Source organism: Streptosporangium sp. NPDC000396 (genome assembly GCF_042898655.1).
In the GTDB taxonomy this organism is placed as follows: Bacteria; Actinomycetota; Actinomycetes; order Streptosporangiales; family Streptosporangiaceae; genus Streptosporangium.
This window is the reverse complement of record NZ_JBIAZA010000003.1, coordinates 306,928-323,198: the sequence shown is the minus strand read 5'-3', so window position 1 is coordinate 323,198 and position 16,271 is coordinate 306,928. Positions and strand designations below refer to the sequence as shown.

At 69.8% G+C, this 16,271-nt stretch carries 17 protein-coding genes; 14 read left to right on the top strand and 3 right to left on the bottom strand.

Annotated elements, in window-relative coordinates:
- Positions 1-287: 287 nt before the first annotated feature.
- The 3 genes from ACFY2X_RS06395 to ACFY2X_RS06385 all read left to right on the top strand — a co-directional run bounded on the left by ACFY2X_RS06395 (position 288) and on the right by ACFY2X_RS06385 (position 4,467).
- Complete coding sequence (locus ACFY2X_RS06395; protein WP_389933160.1) at positions 288-1,115, top strand: MIP/aquaporin family protein; 828 nt, start codon at positions 288-290, stop codon at positions 1,113-1,115.
- A gap of 34 nt (positions 1,116-1,149) precedes the next feature.
- A complete protein-coding gene (glpK, locus tag ACFY2X_RS06390; RefSeq protein ID WP_389933157.1) occupies positions 1,150-2,667 on the top strand; it encodes a glycerol kinase GlpK in 1,518 nt (505 codons plus the stop codon).
- 93 nt (positions 2,668-2,760) lie between these two features.
- A complete protein-coding gene (locus ACFY2X_RS06385) occupies positions 2,761-4,467 on the top strand; it encodes a glycerol-3-phosphate dehydrogenase/oxidase (protein ID WP_389933692.1) in 1,707 nt (568 codons plus the stop codon).
- A gap of 69 nt (positions 4,468-4,536) precedes the next feature.
- Here ACFY2X_RS06385 and ACFY2X_RS06380 read toward each other — a convergent pair whose 3' ends face one another.
- Entirely contained in the window at positions 4,537-4,794 is a 258-nt protein-coding gene (locus ACFY2X_RS06380) for a hypothetical protein (RefSeq protein WP_389933155.1), read from the bottom strand.
- A 258-nt stretch (positions 4,795-5,052) separates the two neighbouring features.
- Between ACFY2X_RS06380 and ACFY2X_RS06375 the strand changes: the two genes are divergently transcribed.
- Positions 5,053-5,682, top strand: coding sequence for a GNAT family N-acetyltransferase (locus tag ACFY2X_RS06375; protein ID WP_389933153.1), 630 nt, complete (start codon positions 5,053-5,055; stop codon positions 5,680-5,682).
- A 223-nt stretch (positions 5,683-5,905) separates the two neighbouring features.
- Positions 5,906-6,253, top strand: coding sequence for a hypothetical protein (locus ACFY2X_RS06370; RefSeq protein ID WP_389933150.1), 348 nt, complete (start codon positions 5,906-5,908; stop codon positions 6,251-6,253).
- 160 nt (positions 6,254-6,413) lie between these two features.
- Here ACFY2X_RS06370 and ACFY2X_RS06365 read toward each other — a convergent pair whose 3' ends face one another.
- A complete protein-coding gene (locus ACFY2X_RS06365) occupies positions 6,414-7,052 on the bottom strand; it encodes an Lrp/AsnC family transcriptional regulator (RefSeq protein WP_389933147.1) in 639 nt (212 codons plus the stop codon).
- 119 nt (positions 7,053-7,171) lie between these two features.
- Here ACFY2X_RS06365 and ACFY2X_RS06360 point away from each other — a divergent pair, with 119 nt between their 5' ends.
- The 9 genes from ACFY2X_RS06360 (at position 7,172) to ACFY2X_RS06320 (ending at position 15,968) form a co-directional block, all read left to right on the top strand.
- Positions 7,172-8,773: an ABC transporter substrate-binding protein gene (locus ACFY2X_RS06360; protein ID WP_389933144.1), complete on the top strand. Its 1,602-nt coding sequence runs from the start codon at positions 7,172-7,174 to the stop codon at positions 8,771-8,773.
- Complete coding sequence (locus tag ACFY2X_RS06355; RefSeq protein ID WP_389933141.1) at positions 8,748-9,845, top strand: ABC transporter permease; 1,098 nt, start codon at positions 8,748-8,750, stop codon at positions 9,843-9,845. Before ACFY2X_RS06360 ends, ACFY2X_RS06355 begins: the two co-directional genes overlap by 26 nt.
- A complete protein-coding gene (locus ACFY2X_RS06350) occupies positions 9,842-10,681 on the top strand; it encodes an ABC transporter permease (protein WP_389933139.1) in 840 nt (279 codons plus the stop codon). Before ACFY2X_RS06355 ends, ACFY2X_RS06350 begins: the two co-directional genes overlap by 4 nt.
- Positions 10,678-11,448 carry an ABC transporter ATP-binding protein gene (locus ACFY2X_RS06345; protein WP_389933135.1) on the top strand — a complete coding sequence of 257 codons (771 nt, stop codon included), beginning with the start codon at positions 10,678-10,680 and terminating at the stop codon, positions 11,446-11,448. The genes ACFY2X_RS06350 and ACFY2X_RS06345 overlap by 4 nt, the downstream gene beginning before the upstream one ends.
- A complete protein-coding gene (locus tag ACFY2X_RS06340) occupies positions 11,445-12,359 on the top strand; it encodes an ABC transporter ATP-binding protein (RefSeq protein ID WP_389933132.1) in 915 nt (304 codons plus the stop codon). The genes ACFY2X_RS06345 and ACFY2X_RS06340 overlap by 4 nt, the downstream gene beginning before the upstream one ends.
- Positions 12,356-13,330 (top strand): M24 family metallopeptidase, encoded by a 975-nt coding sequence (locus ACFY2X_RS06335; protein WP_389933129.1) that lies wholly within the window; start codon positions 12,356-12,358, stop codon positions 13,328-13,330. Before ACFY2X_RS06340 ends, ACFY2X_RS06335 begins: the two co-directional genes overlap by 4 nt.
- Positions 13,331-13,531: 201 nt before the next feature.
- Positions 13,532-14,593 carry a hypothetical protein gene (locus ACFY2X_RS06330; RefSeq protein ID WP_389933126.1) on the top strand — a complete coding sequence of 354 codons (1,062 nt, stop codon included), beginning with the start codon at positions 13,532-13,534 and terminating at the stop codon, positions 14,591-14,593.
- 413 nt (positions 14,594-15,006) lie between these two features.
- Positions 15,007-15,657, top strand: coding sequence for an RNA polymerase sigma factor (locus ACFY2X_RS06325; protein ID WP_389933125.1), 651 nt, complete (start codon positions 15,007-15,009; stop codon positions 15,655-15,657).
- A 41-nt stretch (positions 15,658-15,698) separates the two neighbouring features.
- Positions 15,699-15,968 (top strand): anti-sigma factor family protein, encoded by a 270-nt coding sequence (locus ACFY2X_RS06320; RefSeq protein ID WP_389933122.1) that lies wholly within the window; start codon positions 15,699-15,701, stop codon positions 15,966-15,968.
- Here the strand turns inward: ACFY2X_RS06320 and ACFY2X_RS06315 are convergent.
- A complete protein-coding gene (locus ACFY2X_RS06315) occupies positions 15,933-16,229 on the bottom strand; it encodes an anti-sigma factor family protein (RefSeq protein ID WP_389933119.1) in 297 nt (98 codons plus the stop codon). The genes ACFY2X_RS06320 and ACFY2X_RS06315 overlap by 36 nt on opposite strands.
- Positions 16,230-16,271 lie beyond the last annotated feature (42 nt).

The window sequence follows — 16,271 nt, the reverse complement described above, 5'->3', positions numbered from 1 at the left end:
TCGGCGATCGTTCGACAATGTCGGCGCGACGGAAGCGAAGATCTACGCACACCACCACAGAAATGGACTTGTGCGGTCTGGTTCATAGCCCCAGACCATAATGCGGCTTGGCATCGCTGACTAGTGTTCGACAATGTCGGCACCCAGTCGTTGACCCTCCGCTTTATCTCACTTAGCGTCCCCGGCAACCGTGAGGCGCGAAACGCCACACCAGATGACCTACCTGCGACGACGGCCCGCTTCTCGCTGCGGACCGGCAGGGCGGCATGGCACTGTGAGGAGGAGAAATGGCGGAACGCCTGAAAGCCCAAGGGCTACTCGGCGAGTTGGCTGCCGAGTTCGCCGGGACCCTGATCCTGATCCTGTTCGGGGTAGGGGTGGTGGCCCAGGTCGCCGCCGCCGGCATCGGCGACCACGACAGCATCGCATGGGCATGGGGTCTCGGTGTCACGCTCGGTGTCTACGTGGCGGCTCGCGTCAGCGGCGCCCATCTCAACCCGGCGGTCACGATCGCCCTGGCGGCGTTCAAGGGCTTCTCCTGGCGCAAGGTGCTGCCGTACTCGCTGGCGCAGACCGCCGGCGCGTTCGTGGCCGCGCTGATCGTCCGCTTCAACTACAGCGAGGTGCTCGCCAAGGCCGACCCCGGCTTCACCATCAAGACCCAGGGCGTCTTCTCCACCCTGCCCGGCAATGGCAGCCTTCCCATCGGCACCTGGGGCGCGTTCCGCGACCAGATCATCGGCACCGCGATCCTGCTGTTCCTCATCCTCGCCATCTCCGACGTGCGCAACACACCGCCCGCGGCCAACCTGGCGCCCTTCGTGGTCGGGCTGCTCGTCGTGGCCATCGGCATGGCCTGGGGAACCAACGCCGGCTACGCCATCAACCCGGCGCGCGACTTCGGCCCGCGCCTGGCCTCGTTCCTCACGGGTTACGAGACGGCCTTCCAAGACCAGTACGGAGGACTCTACTTCTGGGTGCCGATCGTGGCACCGGTGATCGGCGGACTGCTCGGCGCGGGCCTGTACCAGCTCCTCGTGGGGCGGTTCCTGCCGCCGGAAGAAGCGCCCGAGACGGCGCAGGAACCGGCGAAGACCGCCTACGAAGCCGTCTGAAATCCCCCCACTCGTCCGAAGGAGACACCACCCCATGCCTGATTTCGTCGGAGCCGTCGACCAGGGAACGACGAGCACCCGCTTCATGATCTTCGATCATGGCGGCAACGAGATCGCCCGCCACCAGCTGGAGCACGAGCAGATCCTTCCCCAGGCCGGCTGGGTCGAGCACAACCCGGTGGAGATCTGGGAGCGCACCCGCGCGGTGATCGAGACCGCGATGACCAAGGCGAACCTCGTCGCCTCCGACCTGGCCGCGCTGGGCGTCACCAACCAGCGCGAGACCACCGTGGTGTGGAACCGGACAACCGGCCGGCCCTACTACAACGCCATCGTCTGGCAGGACACCCGCACCGACCGCATCGCCGCCGCCCTGGAACGCGAGGGCAAGGGCGACGTCATCCGCCGCAAGGCGGGCCTGCCACCGGCCACCTACTTCTCCGGCGGCAAGATCCAATGGATCCTGGAGAACGTCGAGGGGGTCCGCGAGGCCGCCGAGGCCGGCGAGGCGATCTTCGGCAACACCGACACCTGGCTGCTGTGGAACCTCACCGGCGGCACCGACGGCGGCGTGCACGTCACCGACCCCACCAACGCCAGCCGCACCATGCTCATGAACCTGGAGACCCTGGACTGGGACGACGAACTGCTGTCGTTCTTCGGCATCCCCCGGCGGATGCTGCCCGCCATCCGGCCCTCCTCCCATCCGGACCTCTACGGCCTGACCCGAGGCGACGGCCCGCTGCGCGGTGAGGTGGCCCTGTCGGGCGACCTCGGCGACCAGCAGGCGGCGACCGTGGGACAGGTCTGCTTCTCCCCCGGTGAGGCCAAGAACACCTACGGCACCGGCAACTTCCTGCTGCTGAACACCGGCCACGAGCCGGTCCGGTCCAAGCACGGCCTGCTCACCACCGTGTGCTACCAGTTCGGCGCCGACCGGCCGGTCTACGCGCTGGAGGGCTCGATCGCGGTGACCGGCTCGGCGATCCAGTGGCTGCGCGACCAGCTCGGCGTCATCTCCGGCGCGGCGCAGAGCGAGACGCTCGCCCGGCAGGTCGAGGACAACGGCGGGGTCTACTTCGTGCCCGCCTTCTCCGGGCTGTTCGCCCCGTACTGGCGCTCCGACGCCCGCGGCGCCATCGTCGGGCTGTCGCGCTTCAACACCAACGCCCACCTGGCCCGGGCGACCCTGGAGTCGATCTGCTACCAGACCCGGGACGTCGTGGAGGCCATGCGGCAGGACTCCGGTGTCGCCCTCGACGTGCTGCGGGTGGACGGCGGGGTCACCGCCAACGAACTGTGCATGCAGCTCCAGGCCGACATCCTCGGCGTGCCGGTGTCCAAGCCGGTCGTGGCCGAGACCACCGCGCTGGGCGCGGCCTACGCCGCCGGCATGGCCGTCGGCTTCTGGAAGTCGACCGACGAGCTCAGGCAGAACTGGAACGAGGACCGGCGCTGGCAGCCGCAGTGGTCCGACGAGCAGCGGTCCCGCGGCTACGCGGGCTGGAAGAAGGCGGTCGACCGCACCCTCGACTGGGTCGACGTGGACTGACCGTCCACCGCCGGGGCCCCGGTACCGCACGGCCGGGGCCCCGGCTTCATGATTTTTCTTGAAATGAGGAGCTTTACCTTGACACCTGTAGCGATGGGACCGTCGTACCGCGAGGAGACGCTGCGGCGGATGAGCGAGAGCGAGTTCGACCTGCTGGTCATCGGCGGCGGAGTGGTAGGCGCGGGGGTGGCGCTTGACGCGGTGTCCCGCGGCCTCTCGGTCGCGCTGGTGGAGGCCCGCGACTGGGCGGCGGGCACGTCCAGCCGATCCAGCAAGCTCATCCACGGCGGCCTGCGATATCTCGAACAGCTCGACTTCCGGCTGGTCAGGGAGGCCCTCAAGGAGCGCGGCCTGCTGCTGAGCCGGCTCGCGCCCCACCTGGTGCGCCCGGTGCCGTTCCTGTTCCCGCTCCGGCACCGCCTGTGGGAGCGGTTCTACGTCGGTGCGGGCATCACCCTCTACGACATGCTCGACGGCACGCGCACCCTGCCCCGTCACCGCCAGATGAGCCGGCGCGGCGCGCTGGCCGTCGCCTCCGGCCTCCGCCCGGAGTCCCTCGTCGGCGCGATCCAGTACTACGACGCGCAGGTCGACGACGCGCGGTTCACGATGATGCTGGCACGCACCGCCGCGCAGTACGGCGCCGCCGTCGCGACCGGGGCTCGCGTGACGGAGCTGGTCCGTGAGGGGACTCGGGTCACCGGGGCCCGGGTGCTCGACGCGGAGGGCGGCCACGAGATCGTCGTCCGCGCCCGCCAGGTGGTCAACGCCACCGGCGTCTGGACCGACGAGACCGCCCAGATGGCGGGCACGCAGAGAGGCCTCAGGGTCCGGGCGTCCAAGGGCGTCCACATCCTGGTCCCGCGAGACCGGATCGCGCTCGACACCGGTTTGATCCTCCGTACGGAGAAGAGCGTGCTCTTCGTCATCCCGTGGGACCGGCACTGGATCATCGGCACCACCGACACGGACTGGCACCTCGGCAAGGCCGACCCGGTGGCCAGCCGGGCCGACATCACCTACCTGCTCGACCACGTGAACGAGGTGCTGAGCACGCCGCTCACCTGCGCGGACATCGAAGGGGTGTACGCGGGCCTGCGCCCCCTCCTGGCCGGCGACGCCTCCGACACCGCCAAGCTGTCCCGGGAGCACACCGTCGCACGCCCGGCCCCCGGTCTCGTCCTCGTCGCCGGCGGCAAGTACACCACCTACCGGATCATGGCCAAGGACGCCGTCGACGTGGCCGTGCGGGAACTCGGCGGGGCCGTGCCCGCGTCCGTCACCGACCGGCTGCCCGTCCTGGGAGCCGACGGGTTCGAGGCGATGTGGAACGGCCGCAGCCATCTGGCCGCGCGCGCCGGCGTGGACGTCGCCCGCGTCGAACGGCTGCTCAGGCGGTACGGCTCGGCCGTCGAGGAGCTCCTCCAACTGGTCGAGGCGGACCCCGCCCTCGGAGAGTCCCTCGCCGGGGCGGCGGACTATCTCAGGGCCGAGGCGGTCTACGCGGCCTCACACGAAGGGGCGTTGCACCTGGAGGACGTGCTGGTCCGCCGTACCCGGATCTCGATCGAGGAGCGTGACCGCGGCCTGTCCGCCGCGCCCGAGGTGGCCGCGCTCATCGCCCCCGTGCTGGGCTGGGACGACGAGGACGTGCAGCGCGAGCTGAAGCGCTACCGGATCATGGTGCGAGCCGAGCAGGCCGCCGAACGGCAGGAGGACGACCTGTCGGCGGACGAGGTGCGCGCGAAGGCCTGGGAGCTGTCCGACCTGGAGCCCCGTGCCGACGTGGTCGAGGCCTGACCGGTGCCCGCGAGACCGTGGCCCAGCCGCCGGGAGCCGGCGCGTGGCGTGGCGGCCGGGCCGCAACGGTCAGGCCGTGACAAGGGTGGTCAGATCGACCTGCTCGGCCACGCGCAGGGCCCAGCGCATCCGGGTCTCATATGTCTCGGGATGGTCACCCGCCTCCTGGGCAACGCAGGCCACACAGTCGGCGATGTCCGCATGACAGGCGCGCAGCCGGTCTTCGATGGCCATGCGCACCTGATCCGCCGAGGGATTGTCGGATGCCTGCAACGCGGAGGTGAAGAGAACCTCCGCCAGCTCGGACACGCTCATCGTGGTCGGCATCGCATGCCCCCTTCCGGGGCCCTTCCGAGTTTCACGGAACCTCAGGCCCCGTTGATTGCTTAAGTCGTACTCACGCTTCCATCATCTCGGCCGGCACCGACATTTTCGGCTTCCAGATTGCGCAATCACCATTTTTCAGAACATGTCATCATCGATGTTCGTGTCAAAGAACGGAGACGTGACCCCGGCCACCGGACGGCCTCCGCCGCGAATAATCCAGATGCCAGTACGACGGCCCGTCCGGGACAATCAACTCGCATGCGACACTTTCCTCTTCTCGGTCTCCGTCTGACGACTCCCCGTCTTGAACTGCGGCTACCTTCATTCGAGGATCTCGACGAGCTCGCCGACCGAGCCGTCGAGGGCATCCACGACCCGGACTCGATGCCGTTCGGCGTGGAGTGGACCGACGTGCCCGCCGGCGAACTGCCGGGAAATGTGGTCCGTTTCAACCTTGGGCTCATCGCCGCCTGGCGGCCGGAAGACTGGCACTGCAATTTCATGGTCGTCTATGAGGGCCGCGTCGTCGGCGTTCAAGAACTTTCCGCGCGGGACTTCGCCGTGACCCGCGAAGTGACGACCGGTTCATGGCTGGGCCGCGCCTACCAGGGCAGGGGGATCGGCACCGAGATACGCGCCGCCGTCCTGCACCTGGCCTTCGCGGGACTGGCCGCCGAGTCGGCGACCTCCGGTGCGTTCCTTCACAATTCTGCCTCGCTCTCGGTGTCGCGCAAGCTCGGTTACCGGCCCGACGGTCTCTCGGTGCAGAACTCGCGCGGAGAGCGCGCCGTCCAGCAGCGGCTCCGGCTCGACCGCGACGACTTCGTCTCCCTGGTCCCCGTGGAGATCCACGGCCTGGACGCCTGCCGGTCTCTCATGGGTGCGTGATCCACGGCCTTGGCACCGGCGTGCGCCGCCGATGACCGGCGGCCGGGCGGTGTGCCGCGCTCCGGCGGAAGCCCGGAGCAGGTGTTCTCCCGTGCGGCGCCGGATCTCGCCCGTCCCCGCCGGGCGGACTCCCGGCTGGACGGATCACCGCGCACGAGCCCCGAACTGAACGAAATGTCCAGCACCGGTTGCGGATGCCCGGCGACACGGCACGATGCGGAGCGTGAACGACAACGATCTTCTCAACGGCCGCAGGTTCGTCATGGTCAGCTCGACGGCGAGCGCGGTGGACCCGGACGGGCCCACGGAGTTCGCCTACCGGGAGTCGGGCGGGGTCATCTGGGGCGACTACACCGGTGACACCGTGACCCACGGGCACTTCGTCGGCACCCGGGACGGCGATCGGATCGAGCTGACCTATGTCCACCTGCTCAAGAACGGGGAACGCGCCGGCGGGCGCAGCGGCAGCCGCATCGAGACCCTTCCCGACGGCACGCTGCGCCTGGTCGAGGAATTCCAGTTCGCCGGCGACGACACGGTGCACGTGAGCGTGTGCGCCGAGATCGTCTGAGGGCGGTCCCCGGCGGGGAGACCGCCCACCATCCCGCGCGGGCCCGCCGTGCCGGGTGAGCCACCATCCCGCGTAGGCCCGCCGTACCGGGTGAGCCACCATCCCGCGCAGGCCCGCCGTACCAGGTGAGACCGCCACTCGTGGCGCGCCCTTCGGCGGGTCAGATGTCCTGCTGAAGCTGGGCGCGGCCTTCGGCCGCGCCCACGAAGCGCATCTTCCCCAGGGGAACCTCTCCCCCGGCCGGCTCGGGGGCCGGTCGCCGAGGAGGCCCGCCAGGGCCGCGGTCGCTCGGCAGGACGTAGGGCCGCCTGAGCACTTCGTCCAGGATGAAGACCGTCTCGGTGGCCTTGACCGCCGGAATGCCGGCCAGGCGTTCGGTCACCAGCGCGTGCACGGCGGCGACGTCGGTCATGCGGACCTGGATCATCGCGTCGTGCTGGCCCGTCGTGATCGCGCAGTACTCCACTTCGGGCATCTGGGCGAGCTGGGCGCGAAACTGGCGCCACATCTGCTGCCGGACGGTCACGAAGATCAACGCGGTGATGCCGAGGCCCGCGCGCACGTGATCGATCTCGGCGGTGAACCGCTTGATCGCGCCGTCGGCGCGCAGCGCCTCGAAGCGCGTGTAGGCGTTCGCCCGCGAGATTCCGACGCGCTCGGCGAGGGCCGCCACGGAGATCCTGCCGTTTTCCCGCAGCACCTCAAGGATCTTCAGGTGTGTCGCGTCGAGCTGGAGACCGATGCCGATCCGTCCAGGTTGACCGCCCTCGTGAGCCGAGTTTCTGGATATTTCGGTCATCGCCATACTCCTCAAATCAGTTTTGTCTCAGATTGACGCCGTGAGCTGGACTTTCTGCCGGACAATCCTGGACGATCGGCGACCAAACGTCCACATGGACCACTTTCGGAGGACACAGAATGGCGATCCGTTCACGGCGCCCCGGAGCGAAGGCAGCTCTGCTGCCGGTGCTGCTCACCGGCGCCCTCGCCCTTGCCGCCTGTTCCAGCGGCGGTTCGTCCACGACGTCCCAGGGCGGCGCCGCCGCCAAGACGCTCGTGATCGACACATCCTTCGACCTCAAGACGGCCGATCCGGGGCGGACCTACGAGCAGACCGGCCTGATCGTCGGCAAGGCGGCCTACGAGACCCTGCTCACGTTCGAGGGGTCCGACGTCACCAAGCCGGTGCCGGCCCTCGCCGAGTCGTTCGAGCTGTCCGGCGACGGCAAGACGTTGACGCTCAAGCTCCGCCAGGGCGCCACGTTCTCCGACGGCTCCCCCGTCACCGCCGACGACGTCGTCTTCTCGCTGAACCGCGTGCGCGACATGAAGGGCACGCCGTCCTTCCTGCTCGACGGCGTGGAGGTCGCCAAGACCGACGCCACGACGATCACGCTGACGTCGAAGAACGCCAACCCGGCGCTGCCGTACATCCTGCCCAACCCCGCTCTGGGCATCCTCAACTCCAAGGTCGCCAAGGAGCACGGCGCCACCGCGGACACGGGCGACAAGGCCGAGCAGTACCTCAACTCCGCCTCCGCGGGCTCGGGACCGTACACGATCGAGTCGTTCAACGTCAGCAGCCAGGTCGTGCTCAAGGCCAACACGAAGTACTGGGGCCAGGACAAGCCGGTCTACGACAAGGTCGTGATCCGCAACGTCGAGGCCGCGACGCAGAAGCTCAACATCTCACGTGGCGACAGCCAGGTCGCGCTGAACCTCTCCGGTGACCAGGTCGCCGGCATCACGGGAAACCTTCAGGTCAAGAAGACCCCCGCGGCCAACGTGATCTTCCTGCTCGCCAACCAGGACCCCTCGGTCAGCAAGATCACCTCCAACCCCAAGTTCGCCGAGGCGGTGCGCAAGGGCGTCGACTACGCGGGCCTGCTGGAGCTGGCCGGCGAGGGGTCGGTGCAGGCGCCCGGAGTGATCCCCTCGATGTTCCTCGGCGCGCTCCCGCCCGACCAGGCCGTCAAGCGCGACGTCGAGGGCGCCAAGGCGGCGCTCAAGGAGAGCGGCCTGTCCAACCCGGCGGTCAAGCTGGAGTACCCCAGCGAGCTGACCGTCAACGGCCTGTCCTTCCAGCCGTTCGCCGAGCGGGTCCAGGCCAACCTCAAGGAGGTCGGCATCACCGTGGAGCTCGCCCCCGCGCCGGTCACCACGGCCCTGGACAACTACCGCAACGGCAAGGAGGAGCTGGGTCTGTGGTACTGGGGTCCCGACTACCCCGACCCCAGCGACTATCTGGCGTTCCTGCCGGGCAAGCTCGTCGGCCTGCGGGCCGGGTGGAAGGCCGGCGCCGACAAGGAGCTGGAGGCGGCCGGCGACAAGGCGGCCGTCACGATCGGCGATGAGGCCAGGAAGCAGGCCTACGTCGACATCCAGACCAAGCTGAACGCCTCGGGCCCGTTCGTCCCGCTCATCCAGCCCAGCCAGAACATCGTGACGGCCGCCTCCGTCACCGGTCTGGAGTTCCACCCGGTGTGGACCGTCGATGTCGCCGACCTCGGTGCCAAGTAAGGACCTGAAGGCCGCCACGGCCCGGCCCCGGCCGGGCCGTGGCGGCCGCCGGAACCCGCTGGCCCGCTTCCTGCTCCGCAGGGTGCTCACGGCGCTCCTGCTGGCCCTGGGCATCACGCTGGTCACCTTCGTCCTGACGAACCTGGTCCCCGGCGATCCCGTCTCGGCCAACCTCGGCCAGCGGGCCCTCGGCGACCCGGCGATCGTCGCGCAGTGGCGGGCCGAGCACGGCCTGGACAAGCCCCTCCCCCAGCAGTACCTGCTCCACCTTCAGGGAGTGCTCCAGGGCGATCTCGGGATGAGCCAGCAGAGCCACCGCCCGGTCCTCGACGACCTGGCGGAGGCCGTACCGGCCACCCTTGAGCTGGCCGGCGCCGCGATTCTGATCTCCATCGTGGCGGGCGTGGCCTTCGGCGTGATCGCGGCGCTGCGCCGTGACCGGCTCTCCGACCACGTGCTCCGAGTCATCAGCCTGATCGGCATCTCCGTGCCGACGTTCTGGCTGGCGCTGACGGCCTTCTACGTCTTCTTCTACCGGTTGCAGATCACTCCGGGCAGCGGCCGTATCGACCCGGGCATGAGCCCGCCGCCGCAGGTCACCGGGTTGTACACGATCGACTCCGCGCTGGCGGGACAGTGGGACGTGTTCTCCTCCGCGGTCGGCCACCTGGTCACGCCCGCGCTGGTACTGGCCCTGTACACGATCGGCCTGCTCACCCGGTTCACCCGGTCGGCGGTGCTGGAGGTGCTCGGCCAGGACTACGTGCGCGCCGCGCGGGCCAAGGGCCTGCCCCCTCGGGTGATCCTGTTCCGCTACGTGCTGCGCTCGGCGCTGGTGCCGATCATCACGGTCGCGGGTCTCGCCTTCGGCAGCCTGCTGTCCGGCACCGTGCTCGTCGAGGCGATCTTCGCCTGGCCCGGCGTCGGGCAGTACGCCTACAAGAGCGCCACCACCCTCGACCTGCCCGCCGTCATGGGCGTCGGACTGGTCGTGGGCGGGGTCTACCTCGTCATCAACCTGATCGTCGACGTGCTGTACGGCGTCATCGACCCCAGAGTGAGACTGTCGTGAAACTCCCCCAAGCCTGGCGGCAGCCGCTGGCCATCATCGGCGGGGTGGTCGCGCTCGCCTGGATCGTGATCGCGCTGGCCGCCCCGCTGCTGGCCCCGCACGACCCGCTCGCCCAGGACCTGCCGCGGCTGGCCGCGCCGGGCCCGGGCCACTGGTTCGGCACCGACCAGCTCGGCCGGGACATCCTCAGCAGGGTGATGTACGGCGCGCGCCTGTCGATCCCGCTGACGCTGCTGCTGGTCGTGCTCTCGGTGCTGATCGGTGGCCTGCTCGGCGCCGCGGCCGGATATTTCGGCAGGTGGATGGATGAGACGATCATGCGGTTCGCCGACCTCGTCTTCGCCTTCCCCACCGTGATCCTGGCCATGGTCGTCGCCGCCGCGCTTGGCGCGAGCCTCACCAACGCCGTGCTCGCCGTGCTCGTCGTCGCCTGGCCCGCCTACGCCCGCGTGACCCGCGGCCTGGTGCTGGGCGTGCGGGAACGCGAGTTCGTGCTGAGCGGGCGGCTGCTCGGTTTCTCCGCCTGGCGTTCACTCCGGGTGGACGTGCTGCCGAACGTCACCGGGCCGGTCCTGGTGCTCGCGACCCTCGACATCGGCACCGCGCTGCTGCTGCTGTCGGGCCTGTCGTTCCTCGGGCTCGGCGCGAAACCGCCGTCGCCCGAGTGGGGCGCGATGGTCGCCTCCGGCGTGGAGGTGTTCGACAGCTGGTGGGTCGCGGCCTTCCCCGGCCTGGCCATCCTGACCGTCGTCCTGGCGTTCAACTTCCTGGGCGACACGCTGCGCGACGCCCTCGACCCGCGGACGGCCCGCGCCATCAAGGAGCGTGCGCTTTGACCCTCGCCATCTCCGACCTGAAGGTCACCATCGGCGGCAAGGAGATCCTGCGCGGCGTCGACCTCGACCTCCAGCCCGGTCGCGTGCACGGCCTGGCCGGGGAGAGCGGCTCGGGCAAGACGATGACCGGCCTGGCCGTACTCGGTCTGCTCCCGCACGGGGCACGCGTCGGCGGCCGGATCACCCTGGGGGATCGCGATCTGCTCGCCATGTCCCCCAAGGAGCTCAACACGGTGCGCGGCGGCGAGGTCGCCATGGTCTTCCAGGACCCGGCGACCAGCCTGCACCCGATGCTCTCGGTCGGCCGCCAGCTGACCGAGCACATGCGTCACCACCTGGGCCTCGACAGGAAGCAGGCGCGGGCCAGGGCCGTCGAGCTGCTGGGCCAGGTGCGCATCCCCGGCCCCGAGGAGGCGATCGACCGCTACCCCCACCAGTTCTCCGGAGGCATGCGCCAGCGCATCGCGATCGCGATCGCGCTGGCCTGCTCGCCGAAGGTGCTCATCGCCGACGAACCCACGACCGCGCTCGACGTGACCGTCCAGGCGGGGGTGCTGCGGCTGCTGCGCGGCCTCTGCGACGACCTGGGCCTGGCCGTGCTGCTCGTCACCCACGACCTCGGCGTGATGTCCGCGGTCGCGGACGAGGTGAGCGTGATGAAGGAAGGCCTGGTCGTGGAGACGGGCCCGCGCGGCCAGGTACTGCGCGACCCGCGCCACCCCTACACCCGCGCCCTGCTGGACGCACTGCCCGGGGAGACCCCATGACACTGCTGACCGTGGACGACCTCGTCGTCGAGCACCGGACTCCCGGTCGGCCCATGGTGCGCGCCGTGGCCGGAGCCAGCCTGACCGTCGCGGCGGGCGAGGTCGTCGGCCTCGTCGGGGAGTCGGGATGCGGCAAGTCGACGCTGGCCCGCGCGGTGTGCGGGCTCAACCCGGCCGCCTCCGGCGCCATCACCTTCGACGGGCACCCGGTCACCCCGCTCGGCCTGCGCCGCAGGAACCGGGCGCTGGCCGGGATCCAGATGGTCTTCCAGGACCCCTACGCCTCGCTGAACCCCCGGCGCCGGGTGGGCGCGCAGATCGCCGACGGGTTGCGTACGGCGGGCGACACCTCGACCGCCCCGGCGGACCTGCTGGAACGGGTCGGGCTGCCCCGCGACTTCGCGGACCGGCACCCGCACGAGTTCTCCGGCGGCCAGCGGCAGCGGATCGCGATCGCCAGGGCGCTCGCCGCCCGGCCGTCCCTGCTGATCGGTGACGAGCCCATCTCCGCGCTCGACGCGTCCGCCCAGGCGCAGGTGGCCACGCTGATGCGGGACCTCGCCGTCGGGTCGGGAGCCGGGCTGCTGTTCATCAGTCACGACCTGTCGGTGGTACGGCTGATCGCCGACCGGATCGCGGTGATGTATCTCGGGAAGATCGTGGAGGTCGGCCGTACCGCCGAGGTCTGGGAAGACCCCCGCCACCCGTACACCCGGGCGCTGCTGGGCGCGATCCCCGCGCCCGACGGCGCCGGGGTGCTCCCCGCCGAACTGCCCGGAGACGTGCCCGATCCGGCCGCCCCGCCGCCCGGCTGCCGGTTCCACCCGCGCTGCCCGGTGGCGATGGACGTGTGCCGGGAGCGCGAACCCGAGTTCGGCCCCGTCGCGTGCTGGCTGCACGAACCTGCATGATCGACGAGGTGCGCGCCAGGATGGCCGAGGAGGGGATCGACGCCCTGGTGCTGCGCCCCTCCCCCGACTTCCGCTATCTGGGCGGTCAGGGCGACGGATATCTCGTCCTGGCCGCCGACCTGCCGCCCGCCACCGCGGCCGGCCCGCTGGAGGCGGCGGCGCTCATCCCTTCCTCCGCGCGCCGTGTCGGGGTGGACCCCGAGATGCGGGCGTGGGAGCTGTTCTCGCTGCGGGTGGAGGCCGAGCTCGTGCTGGCGCCGGTCGTGCTGGCGCCGCTCCGGCTGCGCAGGGGGCTCGCGGAGGTCGCGGCGACCGGGCGCGCGGCCTCGGCGGCGGACGCGGTCCTGCTCGCGGCCCGCGAGCTGGCGTGGTTCGGGACCACCGAGCGCGCGATGGCACGGCGGTTGCGGGCCATGATGGCCGAGACGGAATGCGAAGAGGTGCTGTCGGTGGTCGTCGCGGCTGGCGAGCACACCGCCGTCCCCCGGCATGTGCCGTGTGACCGCGTGATCAATCCGGGTGACGCGCTCCTGGTCTCGGTGTGCGGCAGGTGGGGCGACTACTGCTCGGAGGTGGCTCGTGTGTTCGCCGTGGCCGAGCCGCCCGAGGACTTCGAGGCGATGTACTCGGTCGTCCTCGCCGCGCAGCGTGCCGCTCTCGACGCGCTGCGGCCGGGGGTGACGGCGGCGGCGATCGACCGGGTCGCCCGGGAGGTCATCGACGGCAGCGGTTACGGCGACTACGCGGGGCAGCGGTCCGGGCGCGGCCTCGGCCTCGGCCAGGACGAGGGCCCGTGGCTCGTCCCCGGCGACGAGACCGTGTTCGTTCCCGGGACGACGGTGTGCGTCGAGCCGGCGATCTACCTGCCCGAGCTGTTCGGCGCGCGGGTGGCCGACGTCGTGGTGTGCATTCCCGAGGGAGCGCAGCGGCTCAGCGCGAGTCCGCAGGCCCTCCACATCATCGACCGCTGAGCGGCCGTCGGGCGCTTGGCGGGCGGCACCGGGTATCGGCTCGACGCATCATCGAGTCGCCGCGAAACCCGAATGGTGCACCTGAGCCATCCTCATATTTCTGTACGGCCTTGTACGGATAACTCCGCATCCCTTCTCAGCTGGGCGGGCTTCTCCCATCGTCGAACTGCCGCCGCCCGCTCACCTCAGAAAGGACGCGTGATGAAACGCCTGGCGAGACTCGCCCTCGTGACCGCGCTCTGCCTGGCCGGCAGCCTCGGTCCGGCCGCTCCCGGTCTCACCTCCTCCGCCCCGCCGATCGCCCGCGACGACACCGCGACGGTCATCGCGGCCCGCGGTCCCAACGACTCGCTGAGGTTCTACTGGAACCTGAACGGCAGCGTGTACTGGTACTGGACGGCCGTGGCCGGTCAGGGCACCACTCCCTCCGAACCGTCGCTGGCCCGTGACAGCACCGCGAGCGTCATCGCCGCGCAGGGCGCGGGCAACACCCTGAAGTTCTACTGGAATCTGAACGGCAATTCCACCTGGAACACCACCCAGGTCGCCGGCCCCGGCAGCACCGTGTCCGCCCCCTCCATCGCCCGCGGTGCCGGTGCGAACGCCATCGCGGCCCAGGGTCCCAACGGGACGCTGATGTTCTACTGGAACCTGTACGGCAACCCCACCTGGAACACCACCCAGGTCGCCGGCCCCGGCAGCATCGTCTCCGCCCCCTCCATCGCCCGCGACGACACCGCGACGGTCATCGCGGCCCAAGGGCCCAACGGCACGCTGATGTTCTACTGGAACCTGCACGGCAACCCCACCTGGAACACCACCCAGGTCGCCGGCCCCGGCAGCATCGTGTCCGCCCCCTCCATCGCCCGCGACAACACCGCGAGCGTCATCACCGCTCAAGGCGCGGGCAACACGCTGATGTTCTACTGGAATCTGAACGGCAACCCCACCTGGAACACCACCCAGGTGGCCGGCCCCGGCAGCATCGTGTCCGCCCCCTCCGTCGCCCGCGACAACACCGCGAACGTCATCGCGGCCCGCGGTCCCAACGACACGCTGAAGTTCTACTGGAACCTGCACGGCAACCCCACCTGGAATGCCAACCTGGCGGGGAACACCCTCTCCGACCCCGCGGTCGCCCGCGGCGGTGGCGCGAACGTCATCACGGCCCGGGGTTTCAACAACAGCCTCTACATGTACATCAACCTCATCGGCAACCCGAACTGGTACGGCACCTTGATCGACGGCTGCCCGGGCTGCTGAACGGCGCGCGGCCGGCGTGGTCCCCCTTCGGGGGACGGGGACCACGTCTCATCCGGCCGGTCCGCGTAACGAATGACCCGATCTCGGAACGATGCTGGGAGGAGATGAAAACGCCCATGCGATCTGACCAAGGAAGAAAAGGTGTCAGCCCAGGCCATGGCGGGCATTCTCATCTCCGGGCCACTGCGCTCCGGGAGCGCTTCAGCGGGGAGGACGCGCCACGATGACTGAGACCCGGCACACGGCGACCAGCCTTTCAGCGGGACGCGGGCTGCCGTCTCGACGTCGAGAACCCCGAAGCACCGGCAGCGGCGATGTCGCCCGTCAACGCTGAGATTCCCCCGAACCGGAAGCGACCGGTGGAGCACCCGACGTCACGGATGTCCACGATGCCCGATCGGGAGGAGACGATCGTGAAGTCTTCCACGGACGGCAGGCTGCCCCCTGACGATGTCGTCGTCGCGGCCCTGCGCGCCGGAGACGAAGCGATGTTCGCGGCACTGCTGGACACCTGGTCACGAGGGATGTTGTGGCTGGCCCGCTCACACGTGTCCACCAACGACTCGGCGGAGGAGGTCGTGCAGGACACCTGGCTGGCGGTGATCAAGGGGATCGACGACTTCGAGGGCCGCTCGTCGGTCAAGACCTGGGTCTACCGGATCCTGGTCAACACGGCCAAGAAGCGCGGCATGCGCGAGAACCGCACGATCCCGTGGAGCAGCGCTTTCGAGCAGGAGAGCCCGACCGTCGATCCCGCGCGCTTCCAGGATGCGGACGATCCCTGTCCCGGGCACTGGAAGAATTTTCCCGCCGCCTGGCCGACCCCGGAAGGTGAGGTGCTCGCCTCGGAGGTGCGCGGCCTGATCGCCGCGGCCCTGGCCGAACTGCCTCCCAGGCAGCGTGCCGTGATAACACTTCGTGACGTCGAGGGCTGCGCCTCCGAAGAGGTTTGCGAGATCCTGGAGATATCGGCGGCCAACCAGCGGGTTCTGCTGCATCGCGCCCGTGCCTCGGTGCGCGGACGGCTGGAGGACTATTTCGAGACGGCGAGGCGGTCGGCGTAGTGAAATCGGTTCAGTATCGAGACGGTAAGGCGGTCAAGGATGTGAAGCGGTTCAGCTGCGATGAGTTGGTGGAACTCGTCACCGCCTACCTGGACGACGAGCTCGACGAGTCCGTGCGGTGCCGGTTCGAGGAGCATCTGACCTGCTGCCAGGGTTGTGAGCGCTATGTCGGCCAGTTCCGGATCACCGTCGCCGCCCTCGGAGAGCTGCCGCCAGAGGCCTCGGGCGACGCGCACGAGCGGCCGCTGGGCCTGCCGGGCGCCATCCGTGACCGGCTACTGTCCACCTTCCGCGAACGGCAGGTTTCCTGAGCCGAGGAAGGCCCCGCACAGCCTCCTGAGCACCAACTCCGGGATGTCGTCGGCTCTGATGTGGCCAAGCACCTTGATCGTCGCCCGGATCTGCTCCACATGAACAGGACATTCGGCGCACCTGGCCATGTGCTCCTCGAAGCGCCGCCGCCGCCCGGCGGGCAGCGCCCCTTCGAGATAGTCGGTGACAAGCCCGAGAACCTCCCGGCAGTCGGCCGACCGCCCGGATCCGGATCTCGCCCGCATCATTCCCGCCCGCACTTCATGTGATGTAGTGCCGCTTGCGGATCGAACCGTTACACC